General features: G+C 58.1%; 22 protein-coding genes. 9 read left to right on the forward strand and 13 right to left on the reverse strand.

The window, feature by feature from the left end:
* Positions 1–38: 38 nt before the first annotated feature.
* Entirely contained in the window at positions 39–1,526 is a 1,488-nt protein-coding gene (locus HMPREF3143_RS06115) for an MFS transporter (RefSeq protein WP_070532226.1), read from the reverse strand.
* A gap of 117 nt (positions 1,527–1,643) precedes the next feature.
* On the opposite strand from HMPREF3143_RS06115, the gene HMPREF3143_RS06120 reads away from it, so the two are divergent.
* The 6 genes from HMPREF3143_RS06120 to narI all read left to right on the forward strand — a co-directional run bounded on the left by HMPREF3143_RS06120 (position 1,644) and on the right by narI (position 10,495).
* Positions 1,644–2,219, forward strand: a complete 576-nt coding sequence (locus HMPREF3143_RS06120) for a TetR family transcriptional regulator (RefSeq protein ID WP_021240211.1) — start codon at positions 1,644–1,646, stop codon at positions 2,217–2,219.
* A 206-nt stretch (positions 2,220–2,425) separates the two neighbouring features.
* On the forward strand, positions 2,426–3,814 hold the full coding sequence (locus HMPREF3143_RS06125; RefSeq protein ID WP_070532229.1) for a NarK family nitrate/nitrite MFS transporter: 1,389 nt from the start codon (positions 2,426–2,428) through the stop codon (positions 3,812–3,814).
* Between the two features lie 27 nt (positions 3,815–3,841).
* A complete protein-coding gene (locus HMPREF3143_RS06130) occupies positions 3,842–7,582 on the forward strand; it encodes a nitrate reductase subunit alpha (protein ID WP_070532232.1) in 3,741 nt (1,246 codons plus the stop codon).
* Positions 7,579–9,123, forward strand: a complete 1,545-nt coding sequence (narH, locus tag HMPREF3143_RS06135) for a nitrate reductase subunit beta (protein WP_008501747.1) — start codon at positions 7,579–7,581, stop codon at positions 9,121–9,123. The genes HMPREF3143_RS06130 and narH overlap by 4 nt, the downstream gene beginning before the upstream one ends.
* On the forward strand, positions 9,123–9,818 hold the full coding sequence (gene narW, locus HMPREF3143_RS06140; RefSeq protein WP_008501748.1) for a nitrate reductase molybdenum cofactor assembly chaperone: 696 nt from the start codon (positions 9,123–9,125) through the stop codon (positions 9,816–9,818). Before narH ends, narW begins: the two co-directional genes overlap by 1 nt.
* Positions 9,815–10,495 carry a respiratory nitrate reductase subunit gamma gene (gene narI / locus HMPREF3143_RS06145; RefSeq protein WP_023292322.1) on the forward strand — a complete coding sequence of 227 codons (681 nt, stop codon included), beginning with the start codon at positions 9,815–9,817 and terminating at the stop codon, positions 10,493–10,495. Before narW ends, narI begins: the two co-directional genes overlap by 4 nt.
* Positions 10,496–10,581: 86 nt before the next feature.
* Here the strand turns inward: narI and HMPREF3143_RS06150 are convergent, their stop codons facing one another.
* Positions 10,582–11,031, reverse strand: a complete 450-nt coding sequence (locus HMPREF3143_RS06150) for a hypothetical protein (RefSeq protein WP_032663462.1) — start codon at positions 11,029–11,031, stop codon at positions 10,582–10,584.
* A 94-nt stretch (positions 11,032–11,125) separates the two neighbouring features.
* The gene (gene nhoA / locus HMPREF3143_RS06155; RefSeq protein WP_070532235.1) at positions 11,126–11,971 is read right to left on the reverse strand and encodes an N-hydroxyarylamine O-acetyltransferase; all 846 of its coding nucleotides are present in this window, start codon (positions 11,969–11,971) and stop codon (positions 11,126–11,128) included.
* A gap of 108 nt (positions 11,972–12,079) precedes the next feature.
* On the opposite strand from nhoA, the gene HMPREF3143_RS06160 reads away from it, so the two are divergent.
* Positions 12,080–12,652 carry a flavin reductase family protein gene (locus tag HMPREF3143_RS06160; protein WP_070532238.1) on the forward strand — a complete coding sequence of 191 codons (573 nt, stop codon included), beginning with the start codon at positions 12,080–12,082 and terminating at the stop codon, positions 12,650–12,652.
* Positions 12,653–12,687: 35 nt separating this feature from the next.
* Here HMPREF3143_RS06160 and fusA read toward each other — a convergent pair whose 3' ends face one another.
* Positions 12,688–14,787 (reverse strand): elongation factor G, encoded by a 2,100-nt coding sequence (gene fusA, locus HMPREF3143_RS06165; RefSeq protein ID WP_070532241.1) that lies wholly within the window; start codon positions 14,785–14,787, stop codon positions 12,688–12,690.
* Between the two features lie 160 nt (positions 14,788–14,947).
* Between fusA and HMPREF3143_RS06170 the strand changes: the two genes are divergently transcribed.
* A complete protein-coding gene (locus HMPREF3143_RS06170) occupies positions 14,948–15,247 on the forward strand; it encodes an ArsR/SmtB family transcription factor (RefSeq protein WP_008501755.1) in 300 nt (99 codons plus the stop codon).
* Here HMPREF3143_RS06170 and HMPREF3143_RS06175 read toward each other — a convergent pair.
* Together HMPREF3143_RS06175 and HMPREF3143_RS06180 are read right to left on the reverse strand one after the other, a co-directional pair.
* Complete coding sequence (locus tag HMPREF3143_RS06175) at positions 15,240–15,881, reverse strand: ECs1377 family protein (protein ID WP_023327566.1); 642 nt, start codon at positions 15,879–15,881, stop codon at positions 15,240–15,242. The two genes, HMPREF3143_RS06170 and HMPREF3143_RS06175, sit on opposite strands and share 8 nt — an antisense overlap.
* 121 nt (positions 15,882–16,002) lie before the next feature.
* On the reverse strand, positions 16,003–17,334 hold the full coding sequence (locus tag HMPREF3143_RS06180) for a 2-hydroxycarboxylate transporter family protein (protein ID WP_070532245.1): 1,332 nt from the start codon (positions 17,332–17,334) through the stop codon (positions 16,003–16,005).
* A gap of 415 nt (positions 17,335–17,749) precedes the next feature.
* Between HMPREF3143_RS06180 and HMPREF3143_RS06185 the strand changes: the two genes are divergently transcribed.
* Positions 17,750–19,435: an NAD-dependent malic enzyme gene (locus tag HMPREF3143_RS06185; RefSeq protein ID WP_070532249.1), complete on the forward strand. Its 1,686-nt coding sequence runs from the start codon at positions 17,750–17,752 to the stop codon at positions 19,433–19,435.
* 44 nt (positions 19,436–19,479) lie between these two features.
* Here the strand turns inward: HMPREF3143_RS06185 and HMPREF3143_RS06190 are convergent, their stop codons facing one another.
* From HMPREF3143_RS06190 to HMPREF3143_RS06220, 7 genes are all read right to left on the reverse strand, one after another.
* On the reverse strand, positions 19,480–20,481 hold the full coding sequence (locus HMPREF3143_RS06190) for a Kdo(2)-lipid IV(A) acyltransferase (RefSeq protein WP_070532252.1): 1,002 nt from the start codon (positions 20,479–20,481) through the stop codon (positions 19,480–19,482).
* A gap of 184 nt (positions 20,482–20,665) precedes the next feature.
* Entirely contained in the window at positions 20,666–20,896 is a 231-nt protein-coding gene (gene pptA / locus HMPREF3143_RS06195; protein WP_008501760.1) for a tautomerase PptA, read from the reverse strand.
* A gap of 37 nt (positions 20,897–20,933) precedes the next feature.
* Positions 20,934–21,551: a glutathione S-transferase family protein gene (locus HMPREF3143_RS06200; protein WP_032652011.1), complete on the reverse strand. Its 618-nt coding sequence runs from the start codon at positions 21,549–21,551 to the stop codon at positions 20,934–20,936.
* A gap of 166 nt (positions 21,552–21,717) precedes the next feature.
* Entirely contained in the window at positions 21,718–22,605 is an 888-nt protein-coding gene (locus HMPREF3143_RS06205; protein WP_070532255.1) for an ABC transporter substrate-binding protein, read from the reverse strand.
* Positions 22,606–22,614: 9 nt separating this feature from the next.
* On the reverse strand, positions 22,615–23,388 hold the full coding sequence (locus HMPREF3143_RS06210) for an amino acid ABC transporter ATP-binding protein (RefSeq protein WP_021240228.1): 774 nt from the start codon (positions 23,386–23,388) through the stop codon (positions 22,615–22,617).
* Positions 23,372–24,298, reverse strand: coding sequence for an amino acid ABC transporter permease (locus tag HMPREF3143_RS06215; RefSeq protein ID WP_023327573.1), 927 nt, complete (start codon positions 24,296–24,298; stop codon positions 23,372–23,374). Before HMPREF3143_RS06215 ends, HMPREF3143_RS06210 begins: the two co-directional genes overlap by 17 nt.
* A 9-nt stretch (positions 24,299–24,307) precedes the next feature.
* Positions 24,308–24,817, reverse strand: coding sequence for a GNAT family N-acetyltransferase (locus HMPREF3143_RS06220; RefSeq protein ID WP_008501765.1), 510 nt, complete (start codon positions 24,815–24,817; stop codon positions 24,308–24,310).
* Positions 24,818–24,821 lie beyond the last annotated feature (4 nt).

Consider the following 24,821-nt stretch of genomic DNA (forward strand, 5'->3'; position numbering starts at 1 on the left):
CCCGTAGGCCCGGTAAGCGCAGCGCCACCGGGCGTGTTTTACCCCTTCGGCACCTTCGCCAGGCTGAACCAGATCCCCACTGCCAGCAACAGCAGCATTCCGCCCGCACTCCCCAGCGCCACGCTGTGGGAAGTAATAAACGCACTTTTCGCCGCCTCAATCACCGGCTCCGCGAGGGACGGCGTCAGTTCCTGCGCCACCTTCATCGCTTCACCAATCGATGACGAGGCTTTATCGACGAGCGAGGCATGCAGCCCCTGCGGCAGCGCAATCGACGCCGAGAAGCTGCGGGTCAACAGCAGGCCAAAAATGGCGATCCCCAGCCCGGCCCCCAGCTCATAGGACATGGTTTCAATGGCTCCGGCGGCAGCCGCCTTCTCTTTCGGCGCGGCCGCCATAATGGCCGAGGTCGAGGCCAGCAGCGCGCTGGCGGCACTGAAGCCGAGCAGCACCATCAGCCCCCACGCCTGCCACTGCTGCGTGCTGAAGTCGAGCGTCGACAGGCCGATAAAGCTGACCGCGCTCAGCCCCATGCCACCCGCAGCGACAATGCGTAGCCCCAGACGGCCCACCAGCACACCGGCAATCGGTCCGCTGAACCCGCTGGCCACCATTACCGGCAGCATAAACATGCCCGCCTCGAACGGCGTAAAGCCATGGACAAACTGCAGCTCCTGCGCCATCAGCAATTCAAAGCCCACCAGGGCGATCATCGCCGTCATCGCCATTACCACGCCGCTTAAAATGATGCGGTGACAGAACAGGCGCATGTCGATCATCGGCACGCGGGCGCGCAGCTGGATGCGCACAAAAATAAACAGCATCACGGCACCCGTCAGCAGGGTACACACCACCAGCCACGGCGCCAGAGCGCCCTTAAGCGCGGTTTTGGCGCTGTAGACCAGCAGCAAAATCGCCACAATCAGCATGATGGCATGGCTGATATTCAGCGGCTGCTCTGGTCGGCCCTGCTGACGGGGGACAAAACGCGCGGCCAGCGACACCACCACCAGCACAATCGGTACGTTGATCAAAAACACCGATCCCCAGTAAAAATGCTCCAGCAGCATACCGCCAATCAGCGGGCCAAATGCTGCCCCGCCGGAACCGACCGCCGCCCAGACGCCGAGCGCGATGTTGCGATCTTTCGCGTCGGTAAAGAGCGTGCGGATCCCCGCCAGAGTGGCAGGAATGATCATGGCCGCACCAATCGCCAGCGAGGCGCGCGCCGCGATCAGCCACCCTGCTGAGGGGGCAAACGCTGCCGCCAGCGATGACAGGCCAAACAGCGTGCTGCCGATCATCAACAACCGTTTAAAACCGATGCGGTCACCCAGGGCGCCCATCGGCAGCACCATTCCCGCCATCACCAGCGAGTAAATATCGATGATCCACAATAGTTCATTGCCGCTGGCGCCCAGCGTCATGCTCAATGTCGGCGCCGCTACGTGCAGCACCGTCGCGTCAATCGCCACCGGGATATACACCAGCACGATAATCACTAACGCTAACCACTGACGAAACATAAATTTCCTTTTCATCTCAAACCTGGACACATGTCCAGATTGCGATCCTACGTGAAGTTGAACGCGTGTCCAGCTTTTTGTTACACTCGTTTCATTCCTATTGAGAGTAGTGAAAAAATGCAATATTTGAGCAAGGAAGAGAGACGGGAAGCGATCCTGCAGGCCGCAATGCGCGTAGCGCTGGCCGAGGGGCTGGCAGCCATGACGGTACGGCGAATTGCCGCTGAAGCGGGCGTCGCGACAGGACAGGTCCACCACCACTTCGCCTCCGGCGGCGAGCTAAAATCGCTGGCCTTTGTGCGCGTGATCCGCGAGCTGCTGGATGCCGACGTGGTGGGTGAAAACGCCAGCTGGCGGGAACGGCTGCACAGCATGCTCGGCAGTGACGACGGCGGGCTTGAGCCTTACATTCGCCTCTGGCGGGAAGCTCAAATTCTCGCCAGCCGGGATCCTGAAATCAACGCGGCTTACGCCCTGACCATGGAGATGTGGCATCAGGAGACCGTGGCAATTATCCGCGCCGGGGCGGAGGCCAACGCCTTTACGCTTACCGATCGCGCGGAAAATATTGCCTGGCGATTGATCGGGCTGGTTTGTGGGCTTGATGGGATCACGATTTTAAATATGCCCGAAATGGACGATGCGGCGTTTAATAAGCATCTCGATAAACTTATCTCCCTCGAATTGGGTTAATACTCCCAACGGAGTATTATTTACCGCGAGTTTTACAATTAGTAACACATTAAGCGAACCCATATTTCCTTTCGAATCTCAGGGGTTCGCTTTTTTATCTATCCTTTCAGTTGTATCCAAAACATCCAATAAAACAACCAGCGCACTCACATCTATCTAACTGTTTTCATTTGTTTTCTCTTCATTCTGGCGAGCAAGAGGGTGATATGTCACAACAAAGTGAGAAGAGTAATCCGCATCTGTTAAGTAACTGGAAACCGGAAAATGTGCAATTTTGGGAAAACAAAGGAAAACATATCGCGCGAAGAAACCTGTGGATTTCTGTCGCCTGTTTGCTGTTAGCGTTTTGCGTCTGGATGTTATTTAGCGCCATTGCCGTCAATCTGAATAAAGTCGGATTTAATTTCACCACCGATCAACTTTTTATGCTAACGGCATTACCTTCTCTCTCCGGCGCGATATTGCGCGTCCCCTATTCGTTTATGGTACCCATATTTGGCGGACGATACTGGACGGTATTGAGTACCGTCATCCTGATCATTCCCTGCGTCTGGCTGGGGATTGCCATCCAGAACACCGCGACGCCTTACTGGATCTTTATCGTGATTGCCCTGCTCTGCGGCTTTGCAGGCGCCAACTTTGCCTCCAGCATGGGCAACATCAGCTTCTTCTTCCCCAAGGCAAAACAGGGTAGCGCGCTCGGTATTAACGGCGGGCTCGGCAACCTGGGCGTCAGCGTGATGCAGCTGGTCGCGCCGCTGGTGATCTTCCTGCCGATGTTTACCTTCCTGGGCGTGGAGGGCGTACCGCAGGATGACGGTTCCACCCTGTGGCTGGCCAATGCGGCCTGGATCTGGGCGCCGCTGCTGCTGCTGGCCACCCTTGCGGCCTTCTTTGGCATGAACGATATCGCCAGCTCCAAGGCCTCTATCGCCAGCCAGCTCCCGGTGCTGAAGCGCTTTCACCTCTGGCTGCTGAGCCTGCTCTATCTGGCGACCTTCGGCTCGTTTATCGGCTTCTCGGCGGGCTTTGCCATGCTGTCAAAAACCCAGTTTCCGGACGTCAACATTCTGCACCTCGCCTTCTTTGGCCCTCTAATCGGTGCGCTGGCGCGATCAGCGGGCGGGATGATCTCTGACAAACTGGGCGGCGTGCGGGTCACGCTGATTAACTTCGTCTTTATGGCCCTCTTCAGCGCCCTGATCTTCCTGACGCTGCCCGGCTCTGGCTCCGGCAGCTTCGTCGCGTTCTACCTGGTCTTTATGGGGCTGTTCCTCACCGCCGGGCTCGGCAGCGGATCGACCTTCCAGATGATCGCGATTATTTTCCGCCAAATCACGCTCAACCGCGTCAAAAAACAGGGCGGCACGGACGAGCAGGCGCAGCACGAAGCGGTGACAGAGACCGCCGCCGCGCTGGGCTTTATCTCCGCTATCGGCGCCGTTGGCGGGTTCTTCATTCCCAAAGCCTTTGGCACCTCGCTGGCAATGACCGGATCGCCGGTCGGCGCCATGAAGGTGTTCCTCGTGTTTTACATCGTCTGCGTGCTCGTTACCTGGCTGGTGTATGGCCGCAAATCCGCAAAACAAGAATAACTACACGTCCGAAGCAGGAGAAATGTCATGAGCAAACTGTTGGATCGCTTTCGTTATTTCAAAACAAAGGGGGACAGCTTCGCCAACGGGCACGGGCAGGTATATAACACCAACCGCGACTGGGAGGACGGCTACCGCCAGCGCTGGCAGTTCGACAAGATCGTGCGCTCCACCCACGGCGTGAACTGTACCGGCTCCTGCAGCTGGAAGATTTACGTTAAAAACGGCCTCGTGACCTGGGAAACCCAGCAGACCGATTACCCACGCACCCGCCCTGACCTGCCCAACCACGAACCGCGCGGCTGCCCGCGTGGCGCAAGCTACTCGTGGTATCTCTATAGCGCCAACCGTCTTAAATACCCGCTGGTGCGCCGCAGGCTGATTGAGCTCTGGCGCGAGGCGCTGGCGCAGCATACCGATCCGGTGCTGGCCTGGGACGCCATCCAGAGCGATCCGCAAAAGGCGCAAAGCTACAGGAAGGCGCGGGGTAAAGGCGGGTTTATCCGCTCGAACTGGAAAGAGCTGAACCAGCTGATTGCCGCCGCCAACGTCTGGACCATCAAAAACTATGGTCCGGACCGCGTGGCCGGTTTTTCCCCTATTCCGGCGATGTCGATGGTCTCCTACGCCGCCGGCACGCGCTATCTTTCCCTGCTGGGCGGTACCTGCCTGAGCTTCTACGACTGGTACTGCGACCTGCCGCCGGCGTCGCCGATGACCTGGGGCGAGCAGACCGACGTGCCGGAGTCCGCCGACTGGTACAACTCCAGCTACATCATCGCCTGGGGCTCGAACGTGCCGCAGACCCGAACCCCGGACGCCCATTTCTTCACCGAGGTGCGCTACAAGGGCACCAAAACCGTCGCCATCACGCCGGACTTCTCGGAAGTCGCGAAGCTGAGCGACCAGTGGCTGTCCCCCAAACAGGGCACCGACAGCGCCCTCGCCATGGCGATGGGCCACGTGATCCTCAAAGAATTTCACCTCGATAACCCGAGCGACTACTTCCTTAACTACTGCCGCCGCTATACCGACATGCCGATGCTGGTGCTGTTGGACGAGCAGGAAGACGGTCGCGTGGTGCCGGGACGTATGCTGCGCGCCTCGGACCTTGTCGACGGGCTGGGGGAAGCCAATAACCCGGAGTGGAAGACCGTCGCCTTTGATATTGCCGGAAATCTGGTAGTACCAAACGGCTCCATCGGCTTCCGTTGGGGAGAAAAAGGCAAATGGAACCTGGAGCCACAGGCTGCGGGCCACGACACCGAACTGACGCTGTCGCTGCTCATTACCCACGACAGCGTGGCCGATGTCGCCTTCCCCTACTTTGGCGGCAACGAGAACCCGCATTTCCGCAGCGTGAAGCAGGATCCGGTGCTGACGCGCCGCGTGCCGAGCAAAACCCTGACGCTTGCCGACGGCAGCGAGAAGCGCGTGGTCAGCGTTTACGATCTGGTGCTGGCGAACTACGGTCTCGATCGCGGTCTGGAGGACAGCAACGCCGCAGAGAGCTATGACCAGGTCAAAGCCTATACCCCCGCCTGGGGCGAGCAGATCACCGGCGTGCCCGCCAGGCTGATTGAAAAAATCGCCCGCGAGTTTGCCGACACGGCGCACAAAACCCACGGCCGGTCGATGATCATTCTCGGTGCAGGGGTGAACCACTGGTACCACATGGACATGAACTACCGCGGGATGATCAACATGCTGGTCTTCTGCGGCTGCGTCGGGCAGAGCGGCGGCGGCTGGTCGCACTATGTCGGCCAGGAGAAGCTGCGCCCGCAAACCGGCTGGCTGCCGCTGGCCTTCGCGCTGGACTGGAACCGTCCGCCGCGCCAGATGAACAGCACCTCCTTCTTCTACAACCACGCCAGCCAGTGGCGCTACGAGAAGCTGACCGCGCAGGAGCTGCTCTCTCCGCTGGCGGACGCCTCGAGGTTCACCGGCCACCTGATTGATTTCAACGTCCGCGCCGAGCGCATGGGCTGGCTGCCGTCGGCGCCGCAGCTCAACCTCAACCCGCTGCACATAAAGGCCCGCGCGGACGCGGCGGGCATGACGCCGCAGGAGTACACCGTTCAGGCGTTAAAATCGGGCGATATCCGCTTCGCCTGCGAGCAGCCGGACAACGGTAAGAACCACCCGCGCAACCTGTTCGTCTGGCGCTCTAACCTGCTCGGCTCGTCCGGGAAAGGCCATGAGTACATGCTGAAATACCTGCTCGGCACCGAGAGCGGGATTCAGGGCGAGGATTTAGGCTCAACCGACGACGTGAAGCCTGAGGAAGTGGAGTGGCAGACCGCCGCCATCGAGGGCAAGCTGGACCTGCTGGTAACGCTCGACTTCCGCATGTCCAGCACCTGCCTGTTCTCGGATATCGTCCTGCCGACCGCCACCTGGTATGAAAAAGACGATATGAATACCTCGGACATGCACCCGTTTATTCACCCGCTCTCTGCCGCCGTCGACCCGGCGTGGGAATCGCGCAGCGACTGGGAGATCTACAAGGGCATTGCCAACGTCTTCTCCGAGGTCTGCGTCGGCCACCTGGGCACCGAAACCGACGTGGTGTTGCAGCCGTTACAGCACGACTCCCCGGCGGAACTGTCGCAGCCGTTTGATATTCAGGACTGGCGCAAAGGGGAATGCGATCTGATCCCCGGGAAAACGGCGCCGAACATCGCGGTCGTCGAGCGGAACTACCCGGAAACTTACGAACGCTTCACCGCCCTCGGCCCGCTGATGGACACACTCGGCAACGGCGGAAAAGGCATATCGTGGAACACGCAGAGCGAGGTCGATTTCCTCGGCAAGCTCAACTACGTCAAGCTCGACGGCCCGGCGAAAGGCCGCCCGCGCATTGAAACTGCCATTGACGCTTCAGAGGTGATCCTCGCCCTTGCGCCGGAAACCAACGGCCAGGTGGCGGTGAAGGCCTGGGAAGCGCTTGGCGAGCTGACCGGGCGCGATCACACCCATCTGGCGCTGAACAAGGAAGATGAGAAGATCCGCTTCCGCGATATCCAGGCGCAGCCGCGTAAAATCATCTCCAGCCCGACCTGGTCCGGCCTGGAGAGCGAGCACGTCTCCTATAACGCGGGCTATACCAACGTTCACGAGCTGCTCCCGTGGCGTACCCTTTCCGGCCGCCAGCAGCTGTATCAGGATCACCCCTGGATGCGCGCCTTCGGTGAGAGCCTGGTGGCCTATCGTCCACCGATTGACACCCGCAGCGTCACCCATATGCGCGAGATCCCGCCGAACGGCTTCCCGGAAAAAGCGCTCAACTTCCTGACGCCGCACCAGAAATGGGGCATTCACTCCACCTACAGCGAAAACCTGCTGATGCAGACCCTGTCGCGCGGCGGGCCGATTGTCTGGATCAGCGAAACCGACGCCCGCGAGCTGGGCATTGAGGACAACGACTGGATCGAGGCCTTCAACGCCAACGGCGCCCTCACCGCCCGCGCGGTGGTCAGCCAGCGCGTGCCGCCGGGCATGACCATGATGTACCACGCCCAGGAGCGCATCCTGAACATTCCGGGTTCCGAGGTGACTGGACGGCGCGGCGGGATCCACAACTCGGTGACCCGCGTCTGCCCGAAACCGACGCACATGATCGGCGGCTACGCCCAGCTGGCGTACAGCTTCAACTACTACGGCACCGTCGGCTCCAACCGCGACGAGTTCATCATGATCCGCAAAATGAAAAACATTAACTGGCTGGACGGCGAAGGTCGGGATCAGGTCCAGGAGGCGAAAAAATGAAAATACGCTCACAGGTTGGCATGGTTCTGAATCTCGATAAATGCATCGGCTGCCACACCTGCTCGGTCACCTGCAAGAACGTCTGGACCGGGCGTGAAGGGATGGAATATGCGTGGTTTAACAACGTCGAAACCAAACCGGGCATCGGCTACCCGAAAAACTGGGAAGATCAGGAGGAGTGGCAAGGCGGCTGGATCCGCGGCATTCACGGCAAGCTGACGCCGCGTCTCGGCGGCAAGATGGGCGTGCTGTCGAAGATTTTCGCTAACCCCGTCCTGCCGCAGATTGACGATTACTATGAGCCCTTTACCTTTGACTATCAGGATCTGCACCGCGCGCCGGAGGGGGATCATCTCCCTACTGCCCGCCCGCGCTCGCTGATTGACGGCAAGCGCATGGACAAAATCGTCTGGGGCCCCAACTGGGAGGAGCTGCTGGGGGGCGAGTTCGAAAAACGCGCCCGCGACCGCAACTTCCAGAAGATCCAGAAAGAGATGTACGGCCAGTTCGAAAACACCTTCATGATGTATCTGCCGCGCCTGTGCGAGCACTGTCTCAACCCGAGCTGCGTCGCCACCTGCCCGAGCGGCGCCATCTACAAGCGCGAAGAGGACGGCATTGTGCTGATCGACCAGGACAAATGCCGCGGCTGGCGCCTGTGCATCAGCGGCTGTCCGTACAAGAAAATCTACTTCAACTGGAAGAGCGGCAAGTCTGAAAAATGCATCTTCTGCTACCCGCGCATTGAGTCCGGCCAGCCGACCGTCTGCTCGGAAACCTGCGTCGGGCGCATCCGCTATCTCGGCGTGCTGCTGTATGACGCGGACCGTATTGAAGAGGCGGCCAGCACAGAGCATGAAACCGATCTGTACGAACGCCAGTGCGACGTGTTCCTCAACCCGAACGATCCGGCGGTGATTGAGGAAGCGCTGAAGCAGGGTATTCCGCAGAACGTGATTGACGCCGCCCAGCGTTCCCCGGTCTATAAAATGGCGATGGACTGGAAGCTGGCTCTGCCGCTGCACCCGGAATACCGCACCCTGCCGATGGTCTGGTACGTGCCGCCGCTGTCGCCGATTCAGTCCTACGCGGATGCGGGCGGCCTGCCGCAGAGCGACGGCGTTCTTCCCGCAGTCGAAAGCCTGCGCATTCCGGTGCAGTATCTGGCGAACATGCTCAGCGCGGGCGATACCGGCCCGGTGCTGCGCGCGCTGAAGCGCATGATGGCAATGCGTCACTACAAGCGTTCCCAGACCGTGGAAGGCGTGACCGATACCCGCGCCATTGAAGAGGTCGGCCTGACCGAAGCGCAGGTTGAGGAGATGTACCGCTATCTGGCGATTGCCAACTACGAAGACCGCTTCGTGATCCCGACCAGCCACCGCGAAATGGCGCGCGACGCTTTTCCGGAGAAAAACGGCTGCGGCTTCACCTTCGGCGACGGCTGCCACGGCTCCGATACGAAATTCAACCTCTTCAACAGCAGCCGCATCGACGCGATCAACATCACCGAGGTGCGCGAACACGGGGAGGGAGAGTAATGCAGATCCTCAAAATCATCGCGCTGCTGATCGAGTATCCCGATGAGACCCTGTGGGAAAACCGTGATGAAGCGCTTTCGTTAATTGCGCAGGACGCGCCCTTGCTGCTGCCGTTTGCCCGGCAGCACCTGAGCGCCCCGCTGCTGGATAAACAGGCCGAATGGTGTGAGGTGTTTGAGCGCGGTCGCGCGACGTCGCTGCTGCTGTTCGAGCACGTTCACGCCGAGTCCCGCGATCGCGGCCAGGCGATGGTCGACCTGATGAGCCAGTATGAGAAAGCGGGTCTTGAGCTGGACTGCCGCGAGCTGCCGGACTACCTGCCGCTCTACCTGGAATACCTGAGCATCGTATCCGATGACGAAGCGCGTGACGGGCTGCAAAACGTCGCACCAATTCTGGCGCTGATTGGCGGCCGCCTGAAACAGCGAGGCGTGGCGCACTATCAGCTGTTTGACGCCCTGCTGGCGCTGGCGGGCACACGGCTCTCCAGCGACAGCGTGGCGAAACAGGTGTCCGGTGAAAAACGGGATGATACCCGCCAGGCGCTGGACGCCGTGTGGGAAGAGGAACAGGTGAAGTTTATCGAAGACAACGCCACATCGTGCGACAGCTCGCCGATGCAGCAATATCAACGACGCTTTAGCCAGGACGTCGCGCCGCAGTACGTGGACGTCAGCGCCGGAGGCCCAAAATGACACACTACCTGAACGTGTTTTTCTATGACATTTATCCGTACATCTGCGCCACCGTCTTTTTCCTCGGTAGCTGGTTGCGCTACGACTACGGACAGTACACCTGGCGCGCCTCGTCAAGCCAGATGCTCAGCAAGCGCGGGATGAACTGGGGTTCTAACCTGTTTCATATCGGGATCCTGGGGATTTTTTTCGGGCACCTGTTCGGCATGTTAACCCCGCACTGGATGTACGCCTGGTTTTTACCCGTCGCGGTTAAGCAGCAGCTGGCCATGATTGCGGGCGGAATTTGCGGCGTGCTGACGCTGATTGGCGGGTCGATGCTGCTGATTCGCCGCTTGTTCAACCAGCGGGTGCGTGCCACCTCCACCACGCCGGATATCATCATTATGAGTATCCTGCTGATACAGTGCATCCTCGGGCTTTCAACCATTCCTTTCTCCGCGCAATATCCTGACGGAAGCGAGATGATGAAGCTGGTGGGCTGGGCGCAGGGGATCGTGACGTTTAAGGGCGGTTCATCAGAAATGCTGAGCGGCGTGGCGCCGATCTTCCGCGTGCATCTGGTGTTGGGGATGACGATCTTCCTCATCTTCCCCTTCACCCGCCTGGTGCACGTGTGGAGCGCGCCGTTTGAGTACTTTACGCGGCGGTATCAGGTGGTGAGATCGCGCCGTTGATTTGTCGGGTGGCGGCTACGCCTTACCCGACCTACGTTCACACGCATGTAGGCCCGGTCAGGTGTAGACGCCACCGGGCCGCAATGTCAGAACAAAGTACTTCCGCTGACGACTGAAATAACCAACAGCAGAAGCAACACTGCGACAATCAGACCAAAAGCCAGTAACGCCGCATGAAAAGCGAGCGTGGCCCCGGAAAAAAACAGTGCACCACTCACCCCCCATCTGTTCTCTTTGCGCATCCCAGCCGTGAAGGCAAGCCCTAATGCCACAACGGATAAAATTATTCCGCTATTGATAAGAATGCTGTCGATATCGACCGCTTTCTTTTTTGCCTCAACGGTCGGCTGTTCTCCCTTTATGCCAGCAATGATCCCTTTTTTTACCGCCGAAACCTTTTCAGCCACAACAATTTCAAGGGTCGTCGATTTTGTCGAAAAAGGACCAAAGGTGAACTGCACTAATGAGAGAAGCAGTGCAATAACCCCGAGTAACATTCCCACTGAACTGAATTTATTCCGCAACAAGATTTCCATATCAGCATGCCTTTGACGATGTTTAAACTAACCTGCCGGGTGGCGGCCTGTGTTCGGTCACCCGTAGGCCCGGTAAGGCGTAGCCGCCACCGGGCTATTTCCCGGCCTGCGGATGTGTATCAAAGCCCGCCATCACCGCCGTCAGCTCGGCCAGGGTAAAGCCGTGCTTCGGGTCATCAACGCCCAGGCCAAACCGCTCCTGCAGCAGCTTATACAGCGCCTCCGCATCCGGCAAATGGATCTGCTCCTCCACATGACCGTTCTGCCAGTGGGTAAAGTTGAAGTTGGTCAGCGTCAGCTTGCCGCCGTCCGGCAGATGGCGGCACATCAGCAGATGATGGCGGAAATGCGACTGCGGCCAGTGCGCCGACCAGAAATTTCCCATCACGTAATCGCTGAAATACTGCGTCGTCAGGTCAAAGTGGTACATCGACTGCCAGTGCTCGTGGTGGCGGAACTGCAGCACCCAGTCGTTGCCTTCGCTCAGCAGCCGGTACATACCGTGTGGCGTCCCCTGCTCCTCGTTGGCAAGCAGACGAATTGGCGCCGTCAGCGTCTGGCCGCCAAACCCCACGTCCGCAATCCAGCGCTCACCGTTGAGCTCCACCAGCAGCAGGCGGTGCGTGCGCGGCGGCATTTGCGGCGGGCTCGCTAATACCACGCGCCCCAATACGCTGCGCACGGTAAACCCGACGTCACGCAATACCCGCTCAAACAGGCCGTTTTGCTCAAAGCAGTATCCCCCACGACGGGCGGTCAGCAATTTGTCGACCAGACACTGGTCTTCGAGATGAATTTCGCGCGGCAGGACGACATCGATATTCTCAAACGGGATCGCGCAGTTGTGATGTAAATGCAGTGCGCGCAGGGTGTCTATATCAGCAGAAGCCGGTTGCTTCCAGCCGATGCGGGCGAAATAGGCGGTCAGAAAGGGGGACATATATCAGTTTCCTTTGATAGTGATGCTGTGTTTATAAACTAATTCTACGCGCTCACTTTGATTTACGTGCTTTTTCGTCATACTCATCGTTACAGATGAGGAGATCCTATGAGCCACTTTCGCCCTGTTGAATTACGTCATGCCAGCCGCCTGCTGAACCACGGCCCTACCGTGCTGATTACCAGTCGTGATGAAGCGATAGACAGACGCAACGTAATGGCCGCCGCATGGTCCATGCCAGTTGAGTTTGAACCGCCACGCATCGCGATAGTCGTGGATAAAAGTACCTGGTCACGTGAGCTGATCGAACGCAGCGGGAAATTTGGCATCGTCATCCCCGGCGTGGCGGCGGCCAACTGGACTTACGCGGTGGGCAGCGTCAGCGGGCGCGACGAGGACAAATTCAACTGCTACGGGATCCCGGTCGTGAATGGCCCGGAACTCGGCCTGCCGGTCATTGAAGAGAAATGCCTGGCGTGGATGGAATGCCGGTTATTACCCGTGACCTCCGCGGCAGAGAAATACGACACGCTGTTTGGTGAAGTGGTTTCAGCGGCAGCGGATGAGCGGGCGTTTATTGCCGGACGCTGGCAGTTTGACGGGGATAAGCTCAATACCCTGCATCATCTTGGAGCCGGGACGTTTGTGGCGAGCGGGAAGATGGTGAAGGCGCTGGATTGAGAAAACCCTCCCCCTATTGGGAGAGGGTGACCGTACTACTTCGCACGCCGTGCAATAATCTCATCCGCAACATTCCGCGGGGCTTCCGCAAAATGATGGAACTCCATCGTATACGTCGCGCGTCCCTGGGACATCGAGCGCAATGTCGTGGCATAACCAAACATCTCTGCCAGCGGTACATCGGCGCGGATAATCTGGCTGCCGTACTGCTCTGCCATCCCCTGCACCATGCCGCGGCGGGAAGAGAGATCGCCCATGATGTTACCGGCGTACTCTTCCGGTGTTTCCACCTCCACGTGCATGATCGGCTCAAGGATCGCCGGATCCGCCCTGCGGGCGCCCTCTTTAAAACCGAGGATCGCCGCCATGCGGAACGCCATCTCCGAGGAGTCGACGTCGTGATACGAGCCAAACGTCAGCGTCGCTTTGACATCGACGACCGGATAGCCCGCCAGCACACCGCTGTTCATCGCTTCCCGCAGCCCTTTCTCAACGGAAGGGATATACTCGCGCGGCACCACGCCGCCCTTGGTGGCATCTTCAAATTTAAAACCACTTCCGGGCTCCAGCGGCTCCAGACTCAGGACCACATGGCCGTACTGGCCTTTACCGCCGGACTGTCGGACAAATTTGCCTTCGATGTCCTTCACCGTTTTACGCAGGGTTTCACGGTAGGTCACCTGCGGACGACCGATATTTGCCTCGACGCCAAACTCACGCTTCATCCGATCGACGATAATCTCGAGGTGTAGCTCACCCATCCCGGAGATAATGGTCTGACCGGACTCGTCGTCAGTGTGCAGGCGGAAAGACGGATCTTCCGCCGCCAGACGCTGCAGCGCGATGCCCATTTTCTCCTGATCGCCTTTGGTTTTCGGCTCAATCGCCAGCGAGATCACCGGGTCCGGGAACTCCATGCGCTCAAGCGTAATGACGGCGTTCGGATCGGTGAGCGTGTCGCCGGTGGTCACGTCTTTCAGCCCCACGCAGGCCGCGATATCCCCGGCGCGCAGTTCATCCACCTCGTGGCGATCGTTGGCATGCATCAGTACGATTCGCCCGATGCGCTCTTTCTTCCCTTTCACCGGGTTATACACCGCGTCGCCTTTACGCAGCACGCCAGAGTAGACGCGGATAAAGGTTAGCTGCCCGACGTACGGATCGCTCATCAGCTTGAACGCCAGCGCCGAGAACGGCTCATCATCGCTCGGGTGACGCTCCGCGTGCTGCCCTTTTTCATCCACGCCATCAATGGCCGGCACGTCCAGCGGCGACGGCATCAGCTCGATCACCGCATCGAGCATGCGCTGCACCCCTTTGTTTTTAAACGCGCTGCCGCAGAGCATCGGCTGGATCTCGCCCGAGATAGTGCGAATACGCAGCCCTTTAATAATTTCCGCTTCCGTCAGGTCGCCGGTTTCCAGGTACTTGTCCATCAGTTCATCGCTGGCTTCCGCCGCCGCAGAGACCATTTTTTCCCGCCATTCCTGGGCGGTACTGGCTAAATCCTCAGGCACGGGGGCATAGGTAAACACCATACCCTGCGTCGCATCGTCCCACAGAATGGTGCGCATTTTGATCAGATCCACCACGCCGGTGAAGTGATCTTCGGCACCCACCGGGATGACAATCGGCACCGGATTGGCCTTCAGGCGTTCCTGCATCATCCGCACGACGCGGAAGAAGTCGGCACCCGGACGGTCCATTTTGTTGACGAAGGCCAGACGCGGTACGTGATATTTATTGGCCTGACGCCAGACGGTTTCCGACTGCGGCTGCACGCCGCCCACGGAGTCATACACCATCACGGCACCGTCGAGGACGCGCATGGAACGTTCCACCTCAATGGTGAAATCCACGTGCCCCGGGGTGTCGATGATGTTAATCCGGTGCGGCTCATAGCCTCTGTCCATGCCTGGCCAGAAGCAGCTAACCGCCGCGGAGGTAATGGTGATCCCGCGCTCTTGCTCCTGCGCCATCCAGTCAGTGGTTGCCGCGCCATCGTGTACTTCACCCAGCTTGTGGCTCATCCCGGTATAAAACAGGATGCGCTCGGTGGTGGTGGTTTTACCGGCATCGATATGCGCGGAGATACCGATGTTGCGATAACGTTCGAGAGGGATGGGTCGGGGCATGATATTTCCTTAGTCAGTATGACGTGTTTGTGACGACCAGGATGGTCGTGCATTCGTTCGTTTGCTATAATAGTCCTATTGTACGAGTATTATCGAACTATTTTTTAAGGGTTGACCTATTGTTGATATAGCTCAATCTGACGCCATACGCAGGAAAACGATGATCCCTAACCACCCTGAAACTGAACAAATACTGCTGGAAAATGTGCTCTTTGCCCTCGGCAACCCGCTCCGGCTATCGATTATTCGCCGGCTCGCCGACGGCAGCGAACTGAGCTGTAACGCGCTGCGCCCGGAGGACGTGGTGAAGTCCACGATGACCCATCACTGGCGCGTATTGCGCGACAGCGGGGTCATCTGGCAGCGTCCGCAGGGACGCGAAAACATGATTTCATTGCGACGAGACGATCTGGATACCCGTTTTCCAGGGCTGATGGCGATCCTGCTGCAGGTTAAGTAATTTGAGTCCCTTCCAGGCGATAGACCGGGACCTGCCGGGTTGTTTTGGTAAGCGTATCGAACACCTCGGCGTTGGACGTTACTATCCGCATCCCTGTTTTGCGTAACCGTTGTACATCAGCCGCGATGCGCTGAATGCCAAACCAGAAAAGCCCGTCAAGCGCGGTTACAGACAGCCCGTTGTCCAGCGCCAGTTTGAGGCGTTCCTTTGGCGCTTTCACCTGCTGGGCAATTTGTCGGTAAGACGCTTCCGTCGCGCCCGTGGCGTCACTGCGCTGGATCCGCGTCTTCAGGTGATAGGTAAACTCGTCAGGTATGCCGTCCAGATCCCGTTTAAGGCTGTAGACGCAGCCAAAGCGCTTGCCGTTAAACAGAACATTTTTCTGACTGAGCTGAAGCTCTTTCCTGACGGCATCAATCAACTGGGGCGCACGGGTGAGAAGCAGCCTGAAGGGCAGCTCGAAGCTGGTGACGTAATCCACATTAAGCAACGCGAGGCGCAGCCGCTCCTCTGCACCGGCCTTTTGCTCACGACACTCCTCCAGAACCTCTGCCCACTGGCGCGTCAGGCGCTCCGGTTCGGCAGCTTCGGTCAGGAGATATTTTTCAATCTGATAATCAACTCTTCCGGTCATCGTGTGGTATCCCGTCGCTGTGGCTGCGGTAATTCTATACAGCGCGGTGAGTTTTATAAAGGACTGAACCGCAGCGACACGCTGTAAATGTCGTTGCGATTCAGTATCCTGACGATTCGAATCAGTGAGCCATAATCCAGCCCATCAGCAGCGTGGCGAAAATCACCGTTGAGGCACCGCCAATACGCGTCGCGATCTGCGCGAACGGCATAAGCGACATGCGGTTGGAGGCGGACAGAATGGCCACATCTCCCGTACCGCCCAGCCCACTGTGGCAGCAGGTCACAATCGCCGCTTCCACCGGGTACATATTCAGACGCGACGCAATCACGTAGCCGCTCAGCGCCATCGCAATCACCACCGATCCGCATACCACTACATAGCCCACCGAGAAGACCGACACCACGCTTTCAAGCGGCACGTATAGCATCCCGAGGCCGATCATCAGCGGCCAGACTAGCGCAGCCGAAACGAATTTATAGCAGCTGTGCGCCCCCTGCTCCATTGAGGCCGGGATCACCCTGAAGTATTTACACAGGACGGCAATCAGGATCATCAGCACCGGGCCGGGAATATGGACCAGTTTTTCAAACAAGCCTCCGACGATGAAAAACGCGCACACCATCAGCAATCCGCCGCCCATCAGATGAAAATCCGTCTGCTGAGCGCCAGGCGCCCCGGCGAACAGGCTGGCGTCGTCTTTACTCCGCGTGAGCATGCCGTTTCCTGAAAGCGCAGGACGTTTCGTCCCGAGACGCGCCAGCGAGCCGGCACAAATAATGGCGAAGATATTTCCGACGACCGCAGCGGGAGCCAGCTGCGCCACGTAGACGTCCGGCGTCTGCCCCAGGATTGCCGAATAGGCCAGAGACAGGGGCAAAATCCCCTCGCCAATTCCACCGCCAATGATAGGGACAATGATAAAGAAGAAGGTGTGGTAAGGCGTATACCCAAACAGCGTTCCCACAATAAGCCCGCTCAGCACGGCCATCAGTGTCCCCGCCACCAGCGGAACAAACATGCGCATCATGCCCTGGATCAGCAGCACCCGGTTCATCCCCAGGATGCTGCCGACCACCAGGCAGGCGATGACGAAATAGAGCAGATTCGCCTCCTTCATCAGCAGATGCACCGTATCAAGGGTTTGTTTCCCGAATGCGCCAAAATAGACCAGCACGGAAGGCACCATCAGACACAGGATCGCCGGGCCGCCGATGTCCTTCAGCACGGGGATTTGACGCCCCACTTTGGCAAACGCAAAGCCAAGGGTCATGATGACCGCCAGTCCGCCTATCATATTTTTTGGCAGCAGCCCTGCCCAGGCGGACGTCGCCACAATCGCGGCAATCCCGACGAACAGCATCAGCGGAACCGCGCCCACCTCGGTCGTGTTAAGCCCAAAAGCAAAACGCGAGGTCGACAGCACGGAAGTCGGTACAGGATTATCTTTCATATAATCACCTGAAATTTGTGTTCGGATATACAGAGAAAGGAATAAGCGGAAAACTATTCCTGTTTCGAATAAATGTTCTTAAATAGAAAATAATGACTTTGGTGGCCTTTTCTCAAAAACAGGCTCAGCGTGAAATTAACATGGGCTTTCGAAGAGAAATGTGAACACAACAGCCCTTTCCTTTTAAATAATTTAATTCATTATTATGTAACTAAAGTTATTCATGGCATTCAATGCAATTCTTTTGAAATTAATAAAACCAGAAATAATGTGACCCTTATCACTCCTGCTCCGTTAGCTAAGCGCTAAATTAGCTCCCCAACAAAACACAGAAAACCCCGTGTCTTTATCATCCTTAAAGTCACTGTTTCTGCTCGTCTTATTTCTGTTTCGTTTAAATATTCAGGAGTTAACCATGTCTCGTAAAGACGTTCTGTACACGCCCTATAATGGCGCCGTACTGCTGGAAAATCCGTTATTAAATAAAGGCCTCGCCTTTATTAAGGAAGAGCGGGATAATTTTAATCTGCATGGATTATTGCCGCATAACGTTGAAACCATTGAAGAGCAAACGGAGCGCGCCTGGGTGCAGTTCTGCCATTTTAAAAGCGACATTTCCCGCCATGTTTATTTGCGCAATATTCAGGACACCAATGAAACCCTCTTTTACAACCTCCTGCGTTCGCATCTGAAAGAGACGTTACCGATTATCTATACCCCGACGGTGGGTGAAGCCTGCGAGCATTTCTCCACGATTTATCGCCGCGCGCGCGGCTTGTTTATTTCATGGCCTAACCGCCACCGCATTGATGAGATGCTGCAAAGTTTCTCGCGCAACGACGTTCGGGTGATTGTGGTAACGGACGGAGAACGCATTTTAGGCCTCGGCGACCAGGGTATCGGCGGTATGGGCATACCGATTGGCAAGCTGTCGCTCTATACCGCCTGCGGAGGGATCCATCCGGCCTCCACCCTGCCGATTATGCTGGATGTCGGCACCAATAATCAGCAACACCTCGACGACCCGATGTACATGGGCTGGCGTCACCCGCGCATCAGCGACGACCAGTACGCTGAATTTATGGATATGTTTATCAGCACGGTTAAGGCGCGCTGGCCCAACGTTCTCCTGCAGTTTGAAGACTTTGCGCAGAAAAACGCCACCCGACTTCTGCAGCGCTACCGCGACCAGCTGTGCTGCTTCAATGATGATATCCAGGGCACGGCAGCCGTCACCGCAGGGACGCTGATCGCGGCGGCGCACGCGGCGGGGACGCGCATTCGCGACCAGCGCGTGGTGTTCCTGGGCAGCGGCTCTGCCGGATGCGGGATTGCTGAAAAAATTGTCGCGCTGATGGTCGATGACGGCCTGAGCGAGTCGGAAGCCCGCAGCCGGATCTTTATGGTCGATCGCTTCGGCCTGCTGACCGACGACATGACCAACCTGCTCGATTTCCAGAAAAACCTGCTCACCGCGCGCGACGCCGTTAGTCGCTGGCAGGTAGACTCGCAAAATATTTCCCTGCTGGACGTGGTGAAGAACGCACATCCCACGGTGATGATCGGCGTTTCAGGCCAACCGGGGCTGTTCAGCGAAGAGATCGTCAAAGAGATGCATCGCCACTGTCCGCGCCCAATCATCATGCCGCTTTCGAACCCAACGTCGCGGGCGGAGGCCCAGCCTCAGGATCTTATCGCCTGGACCCAGGGGGCCGCGCTGGTGGCCACCGGCAGCCCGTTCGCCCCGGTATTCTGGGAGAATGCGCACTATGAGATTGCCCAGTGTAACAACGCCTATATCTTCCCGGGCCTGGGGCTGGGCGTGCTGGCCTGTAACGCTCACCGGGTGACGGAAGAGATGCTGATGGCAGCAAGCCGCAGCCTGGCCGCGCAGTCTCCGCTCGTGACCACGGAAAGAGGAGGATTGCTGCCGCCGGTAGATCAGATTGAAACGGTCTCACGCCAGATTGCCGTTGCCGTCGCCCGGGCCGCCATTGAACAAGGCGTGGCGCCAGCGTTAGATGATGAAACCCTGATGGCGCGTATCGAGAAAACCTGGTGGCAGGCGGACTATGCGCCGTACCGCCGATCCGCGCTGTAGCGCCGGTCATGCCCTCACCGCAGGGTGAGGGCATCGCTGTGGTGTCAGTGCTGTATGCGTGAACGGTCAGAAAAATCGCTGGCGGTGAGACTATCACCCCGAGTTGCCGCCTGTTTCAGACGGGCATACCGGTCAGGTACCCCTTCAGGACGGGTTTTGAAGCGACGGTGCAGCCACATATATTGTTCAGGCGCCATGCGTACGGCCTGCTCAATTGCCCTGTTCATCTGCGTCGCCACGGCTTCTTTATCGCCGCCCTGCAGCGCCTCGCTGATATCCTCCAGAATAATCAGCTCGTAACCGGTGCCATCCGCCCTGCGGCGCGGCACAAAGGGGATAACGGCAGGGTTAGCGCTTTTGACCAGCATATAGCTGCCCGCCGTCGTCGCGGCATCCGGCACCGCAAAGAACGGCACAAACACGCTGTTGGTTTTGCCATAGTCGTGATCCGGGGCGTACCACAAAATTTCATTCTGCTTCAGCGCGCGGATCATGCCCTTTAAATCATGGCGATCGAGCATGGTTTTGTTAGAGCGCAGGCGCCCTCGCGTCTGAAGCCAGTCCAGCAGAGCGTTGTTATTAGGACGATAGACCCCGATACCGGGGTTAAGCATGCCAAATATCCGCGCGCCCAGCTCAAGGGTCAGAAAATGTATCCCTACCAGCACCACGCCTTTTCCCTGCGCCCTCGCCTTTTCCATGTGCTCATAACCCTGCACGGTAAAGCATTTCTTTACCCGCCACGCAGGCCAGAACCATGCCATTCCGGTTTCGATTACCCCCATTCCTACCGATTCAAAATTACGCTGCAGCAATGACTCGCGTTCATCCTTTTTCATCTCCGGGAAACAAAGCTCCAGGTTGCGGCGGGCAATCTCGACGCGGCGAGGCAGTAAGCGCATCGCCAGTCGACCCAGGCCATGACCGATTCTGAACAGAAGCGGATAAGGGAGCAGCATGATGAGCCACAGAGCCGCAATGCCGGCCCAGCTTAGCCAGTAACGGGGATGAAGAAAGGCGAATGAAAAACGGGGTAATTTTGTCATCAGAAAATTATCCTTTAACGTGTCTGTCCTTAATTGATTCTGTTGGAGATCTTTCCTAAGGATGAATAATATGCCAGTCAGAAACTTTAATTGTAGCGGATAAGACAAAACGCATTTTTATCGATTTTTGCGAAAAACGGGAAGTCGAGCCGGGAAGGATTTATCCGCTCCCCGGCAGAAGATCTTACATCGAATACCCGGGCTTCTTAATAAGCTCCTCCAGCTTCGGTCCAATTTCGGTATCCCAGACCTGCGCCTTCCAGTCTTCAGGCGCGATCTGCTTCAACGCCACCGACACGGAACTGTCTTTGCTGTTGAAATGGCGAATAATCACGTCGGCAATATCTGCCGCCAGGGCAGCTTTTTGTTCGTCGTTCAAATCACGGGGAAAACATTTGATATCTACGTGTGGCATGTGCAGGCTTCCGGTTGTGAATGTGGGTTCCACGTTATCAGATAATTTTGTTTGCCTTTAACACCTTGTGCAGTTCCGGTCGCTGGCATACGGCGTCCGCAATCGCCGTGAATTTAGGTGTATTTTCGGCAAACCAGGCGTGACGGGGCCCCCAGGTGCGCGCTACCGCAATATACACATCCAGCAGCGTCAACCGTTCCCCCAGCGCAAACGGGGCAGCCTTAAGCTGGCTTTCGAACCACAAATAAAGGGATTTCCGGTATTCGATGCAGTTTTTCTGCAGCTGTTCCGGCGCATCCGGCACCCAGCGTTCGGGATAGTCTGCATAAGTAAACGTGGGATAGACGTTGGCTACGAACCAGATGAGCAAACGCTGAAACTGCTGACGTTCAGCCTGCCCCACGGGCGGGGCGAGATCGGGACACCGGTCGAGCACCATCAGGGCAATCGCCGCCGTTTCGGTCATGATGGCGCCATTTTCCAGCTCCAGCGTCGGCACCTGACACAGCGGATTGAGCTTGTGCAGCAATTCACGCTGCGGACCGGGCTGGTCAAACCCGTCCACGTTGATGAATTGATAAGGGATATCAGCCAGGGTCAGCATCACCTCACTGATTGCCGAGCCCCAGCCGGGTACGCCATAGAGTTTAATCATGTTGCCTCCTCAGGGATGAAAACCCTAAGTGTATACCCGTCATACTTCAAGTTGCAGGTGCGTTGGCTGCACTCACTCACCCCAGTCACGTACTTATGTACGCTCCCGGGGATTCGTTCCCTTGCCGCCTTCCTGCAACTCGAATTATTTTGGGTATAGAGCACCATTAGTAGGTTATCCCAGGCGGGTTGACCTCCGATTGCGTCACCGCTTCGCCCTGCTCGCCCCAGCGCGCCAGCACCTTCTGGTACTCTCCGCGCTCAATCGCACCGTTCAGCGCGGCCTGCAGGGCATAAACCAGTTGATTGCCTTTTTTGGTCGTGGTGGCGACATAAGCTTTCTTCGGCCCTAAACCGACCACGCGGGTTTTGCCGGTGAGCGCCGCTTTGTAAGCTGAAACCGACTGGGGGCCGAAGAACACATCCGCCCTGCCGGACTGGATATAGAGATTGCCCGAGGCATCGTCGTGAAGATAGACCGGCAGCGCAGGCGCCCGCCCCGCCTTTTTATTCGCTTCGTTCCAGCCCAGCAGGATGCGCTCCTGATTGGTACCCGAGCCGACAATCACCTTTTTCCCGGCCAGATCTTCCGCGCTTTTGATTGACTGAATCTCGCTGGTGGATTTCACCGAAAATGCAAGCGAATCGACGCGGTAGGTCGCAAAATCAAACTTCTCTTTACGCTGTTCGGTCACCGCAATGTTCACCAGCGCCACGTCGTAGCGCCCGGAAGCGATCCCCAGCGGCCAGTCTTCCCACGCCGTCGGCACCAGCTTTAGCTTCAGCCCCAGGCTGCCCGCCAGCAGGCGGGCGATATCCGGGTCGCTGCCGATCCGCGTGCGGTTATCGCTGGCCAGCAGCGCCAGCGGCGGGGAGTTCAGCATCGAGACGGCGACCGTCAGCGTACCTGGCTCAACGAATTTATACCCGGCGGGGATCTTCGCCACGGCCTGCCGATCCACCGTCACCGGCAGCGGCTGCTCGTTGGCTTTCAAATCAATGCTGGCGTGGCTCGCCGTCGTGAAGACCAGCCCCGCCAGAAGTCCATATTTCATCTGCGCTCCTTACAGCACTTTTGACAGGAACTGGCGCGTTCGCGCGTGCGACGGGCGGTTTAATACCTCGTCACTGCTGCCCTGCTCGACGATTTTTCCGTCGACCATAAACACCACCTGATCCGCCACCTCGCGGGCAAAGCCGATCTCGTGGGTCACTACCACCAGGGTAGTGCCGGACCGGGCCAGTTTTTTGATCACGTCCAGCACCTCTCCCACCAACTCTGGATCCAGCGCCGAGGTGGGTTCATCAAACAGCATCACGCGGGGACGTAACGCCAGCGCGCGGGCAATGGCAATGCGCTGCTGCTGGCCGCCGGAGAGATGGCGGGACCAGGCGTCGGCTTTATCCCGCAGCCCGACCACGTCCAGCAGGCTGTACGCGGTTTCCACCGCCTCTTTTTTGCTGAGCTTTTTATGCGCGATGGGCGCCTCAATCAGGTTTTCCAGCACCGTGAGATGGGGAAAGAGATTAAAGTTCTGGAACACATAGCCCACGTTGACGCGCTGTTTGAGGATCTCTTTCTCCTTAAGCTCGTAGAGCTTGTCGCCCTGGCGACGGTAGCCAATGTAGTCCCCGTCGATCTGAATAAAGCCTTCGTCGACGCGCTCCAGGTGGTTTATGGTGCGCAACAGCGTCGATTTGCCCGAGCCTGAGGGCCCAAGAATGACCGTCACGGATCCCGGCGGGATCTCAAGCGACACGTTGTCGAGCGCCTTATGGCGACCAAAATACTTGCTGACGCCGGTGATTGAGATATGTCCTTCAGGAGAGGCTTGCATGGATAGGCTCCTGTGCTGGCGTGGTGGTGACGGAACGGGTGCGACGGGCGGCACGGTTCTGATTAACCGCAGAGCGGCGTTCGCTGCGGGCGAGTGCGCGTTCAACACCGTACTGGATAGCGGACAGGACGGTGGTGATCGCCAGGTACCAGGCGGCACCGACCATCAGCAGCGGGATCACCTCCTGCGTGCGGTTGTAAATCATCTGAATGGTATAGAACAGCTCCGGCATCGCCAGGACGTAGACCATCGCCGTGCCCTTGGCGAGGCTGATGATTTCATTGAACCCCGACGGCAGGATGGTGCGCAGCGCCTGAGGCAAAATGATGCGCACCGTGCGGCGCCAGGCCGGCAGGCCGAGCGCGGCGGCGGCCTCATACTGCCCGTGATCGACCCCGAGGAAACCACCGCGAATGATCTCGGCGGTATAGGCGCTCTGCACCAGCGTTAGCCCCACCACGGCGGTAGAGAACTGCCCCAGCACGTTGATGGTTTCAAAGCTGCCCCAGGTGATGCCGGTGAACGGCACGCCGAGCGAGAGCGTGTCGTAGAGATAGGAAAAGTTGTACAGGATGATCAGCACGACGATCAGCGGCAGCGACCGAAACAGCCAGATATACGCCCACGCCAGGCTGCTCAGCAGCCAGGATGACGAGAGTCTCGCCAGCGCCAGCATGCCGCCAAACACCACGCTCAGCGCGGTGCCGATCAGCGTCAGCAGCAGGGTCTGCCCGACACCTTCGAGGATCACCGGGTCGAAGAACCAGCGGGCGAACACCGCCCACTCCCAGCGCGGGTTAAAGGCGACTGACTGAATCACGACCGCCAGGACAAACAGCGCCACCGCGGCGCCGACGGCCCGCAGCGGATAACGCGCCGGGACCACCTTAATGGTTTCAACGTTGCTCATCGTCGTTCCTCATGCGGTTTTGCTGAACGCTTCACGTACCAGCGTTTTGGTGAAACGCAGCCGACCGTCAAACGGCGGCTGGCTATACTCTTCCGGATCGCGGTTCAGATCGAACTGCGGCTGATAGCCCTGGCTGAGATAGAGCCTGACCGCTTCCGGCTGACGAAAGCCGGTTGTCAGGTAGATCTGACTGTACCCTGCCAGCACCGCCCTGCGCTCCAGTTCCTGCACCACGCGCCCGGCAAGCCCCTGCTGACGCAGGGTTTTGTCCGTCCAGATACGTTTGATTTCCGCGGTGCGTTCGTCGAACGGTTTGTACGCGCCGGTGGCGATAATCTTCCCGTCGCGCTCCAGGACGATAAACAGCCCCTGCGGCGCTAAATACCACTCGGTGAGCTCCACTTCCGCGTCTTTGGAAAAGTAGTCCCCGTAGCGGGCCGCATACTCCCCGAACAGCCCCTCGATAATGGGCTGAAGTTCGGCGTCTTCCGGTGAAACATCACGAAATCGTTCGCTCATTACG

The organism is Enterobacter sp. HMSC16D10, from assembly GCF_001807145.1.
Taxonomy (GTDB): domain Bacteria; phylum Pseudomonadota; class Gammaproteobacteria; order Enterobacterales; family Enterobacteriaceae; genus Enterobacter; species Enterobacter roggenkampii.

Coding starts and splice junctions, on each gene's coding strand:
- pptA (WP_008501760.1), bottom strand. CDS start 20,896: ATGCCACACGTAGATATCAAATGTTTTCCCCGTGATTTGAACGACGAA.
- HMPREF3143_RS06175 (WP_023327566.1), bottom strand. CDS start 15,881: ATGACCGGAAGAGTTGATTATCAGATTGAAAAATATCTCCTGACCGAA.
- HMPREF3143_RS06210 (WP_021240228.1), bottom strand. CDS start 23,388: ATGCAAGCCTCTCCTGAAGGACATATCTCAATCACCGGCGTCAGCAAG.
- fusA (WP_070532241.1), bottom strand. CDS start 14,787: ATGCCCCGACCCATCCCTCTCGAACGTTATCGCAACATCGGTATCTCC.
- narH (WP_008501747.1), top strand. CDS start 7,579: ATGAAAATACGCTCACAGGTTGGCATGGTTCTGAATCTCGATAAATGC.
- HMPREF3143_RS06120 (WP_021240211.1), top strand. CDS start 1,644: ATGCAATATTTGAGCAAGGAAGAGAGACGGGAAGCGATCCTGCAGGCC.
- HMPREF3143_RS06220 (WP_008501765.1), bottom strand. CDS start 24,817: ATGAGCGAACGATTTCGTGATGTTTCACCGGAAGACGCCGAACTTCAG.
- HMPREF3143_RS06170 (WP_008501755.1), top strand. CDS start 14,948: ATGATCCCTAACCACCCTGAAACTGAACAAATACTGCTGGAAAATGTG.
- HMPREF3143_RS06160 (WP_070532238.1), top strand. CDS start 12,080: ATGAGCCACTTTCGCCCTGTTGAATTACGTCATGCCAGCCGCCTGCTG.
- narW (WP_008501748.1), top strand. CDS start 9,123: ATGCAGATCCTCAAAATCATCGCGCTGCTGATCGAGTATCCCGATGAG.
- HMPREF3143_RS06130 (WP_070532232.1), top strand. CDS start 3,842: ATGAGCAAACTGTTGGATCGCTTTCGTTATTTCAAAACAAAGGGGGAC.
- HMPREF3143_RS06115 (WP_070532226.1), bottom strand. CDS start 1,526: ATGTTTCGTCAGTGGTTAGCGTTAGTGATTATCGTGCTGGTGTATATC.
- HMPREF3143_RS06205 (WP_070532255.1), bottom strand. CDS start 22,605: ATGAAATATGGACTTCTGGCGGGGCTGGTCTTCACGACGGCGAGCCAC.
- HMPREF3143_RS06125 (WP_070532229.1), top strand. CDS start 2,426: ATGTCACAACAAAGTGAGAAGAGTAATCCGCATCTGTTAAGTAACTGG.
- HMPREF3143_RS06185 (WP_070532249.1), top strand. CDS start 17,750: ATGTCTCGTAAAGACGTTCTGTACACGCCCTATAATGGCGCCGTACTG.
- narI (WP_023292322.1), top strand. CDS start 9,815: ATGACACACTACCTGAACGTGTTTTTCTATGACATTTATCCGTACATC.
- HMPREF3143_RS06200 (WP_032652011.1), bottom strand. CDS start 21,551: ATGATTAAACTCTATGGCGTACCCGGCTGGGGCTCGGCAATCAGTGAG.
- HMPREF3143_RS06215 (WP_023327573.1), bottom strand. CDS start 24,298: ATGAGCAACGTTGAAACCATTAAGGTGGTCCCGGCGCGTTATCCGCTG.
- HMPREF3143_RS06150 (WP_032663462.1), bottom strand. CDS start 11,031: ATGGAAATCTTGTTGCGGAATAAATTCAGTTCAGTGGGAATGTTACTC.
- nhoA (WP_070532235.1), bottom strand. CDS start 11,971: ATGTCCCCCTTTCTGACCGCCTATTTCGCCCGCATCGGCTGGAAGCAA.
- HMPREF3143_RS06180 (WP_070532245.1), bottom strand. CDS start 17,334: ATGAAAGATAATCCTGTACCGACTTCCGTGCTGTCGACCTCGCGTTTT.
- HMPREF3143_RS06190 (WP_070532252.1), bottom strand. CDS start 20,481: ATGACAAAATTACCCCGTTTTTCATTCGCCTTTCTTCATCCCCGTTAC.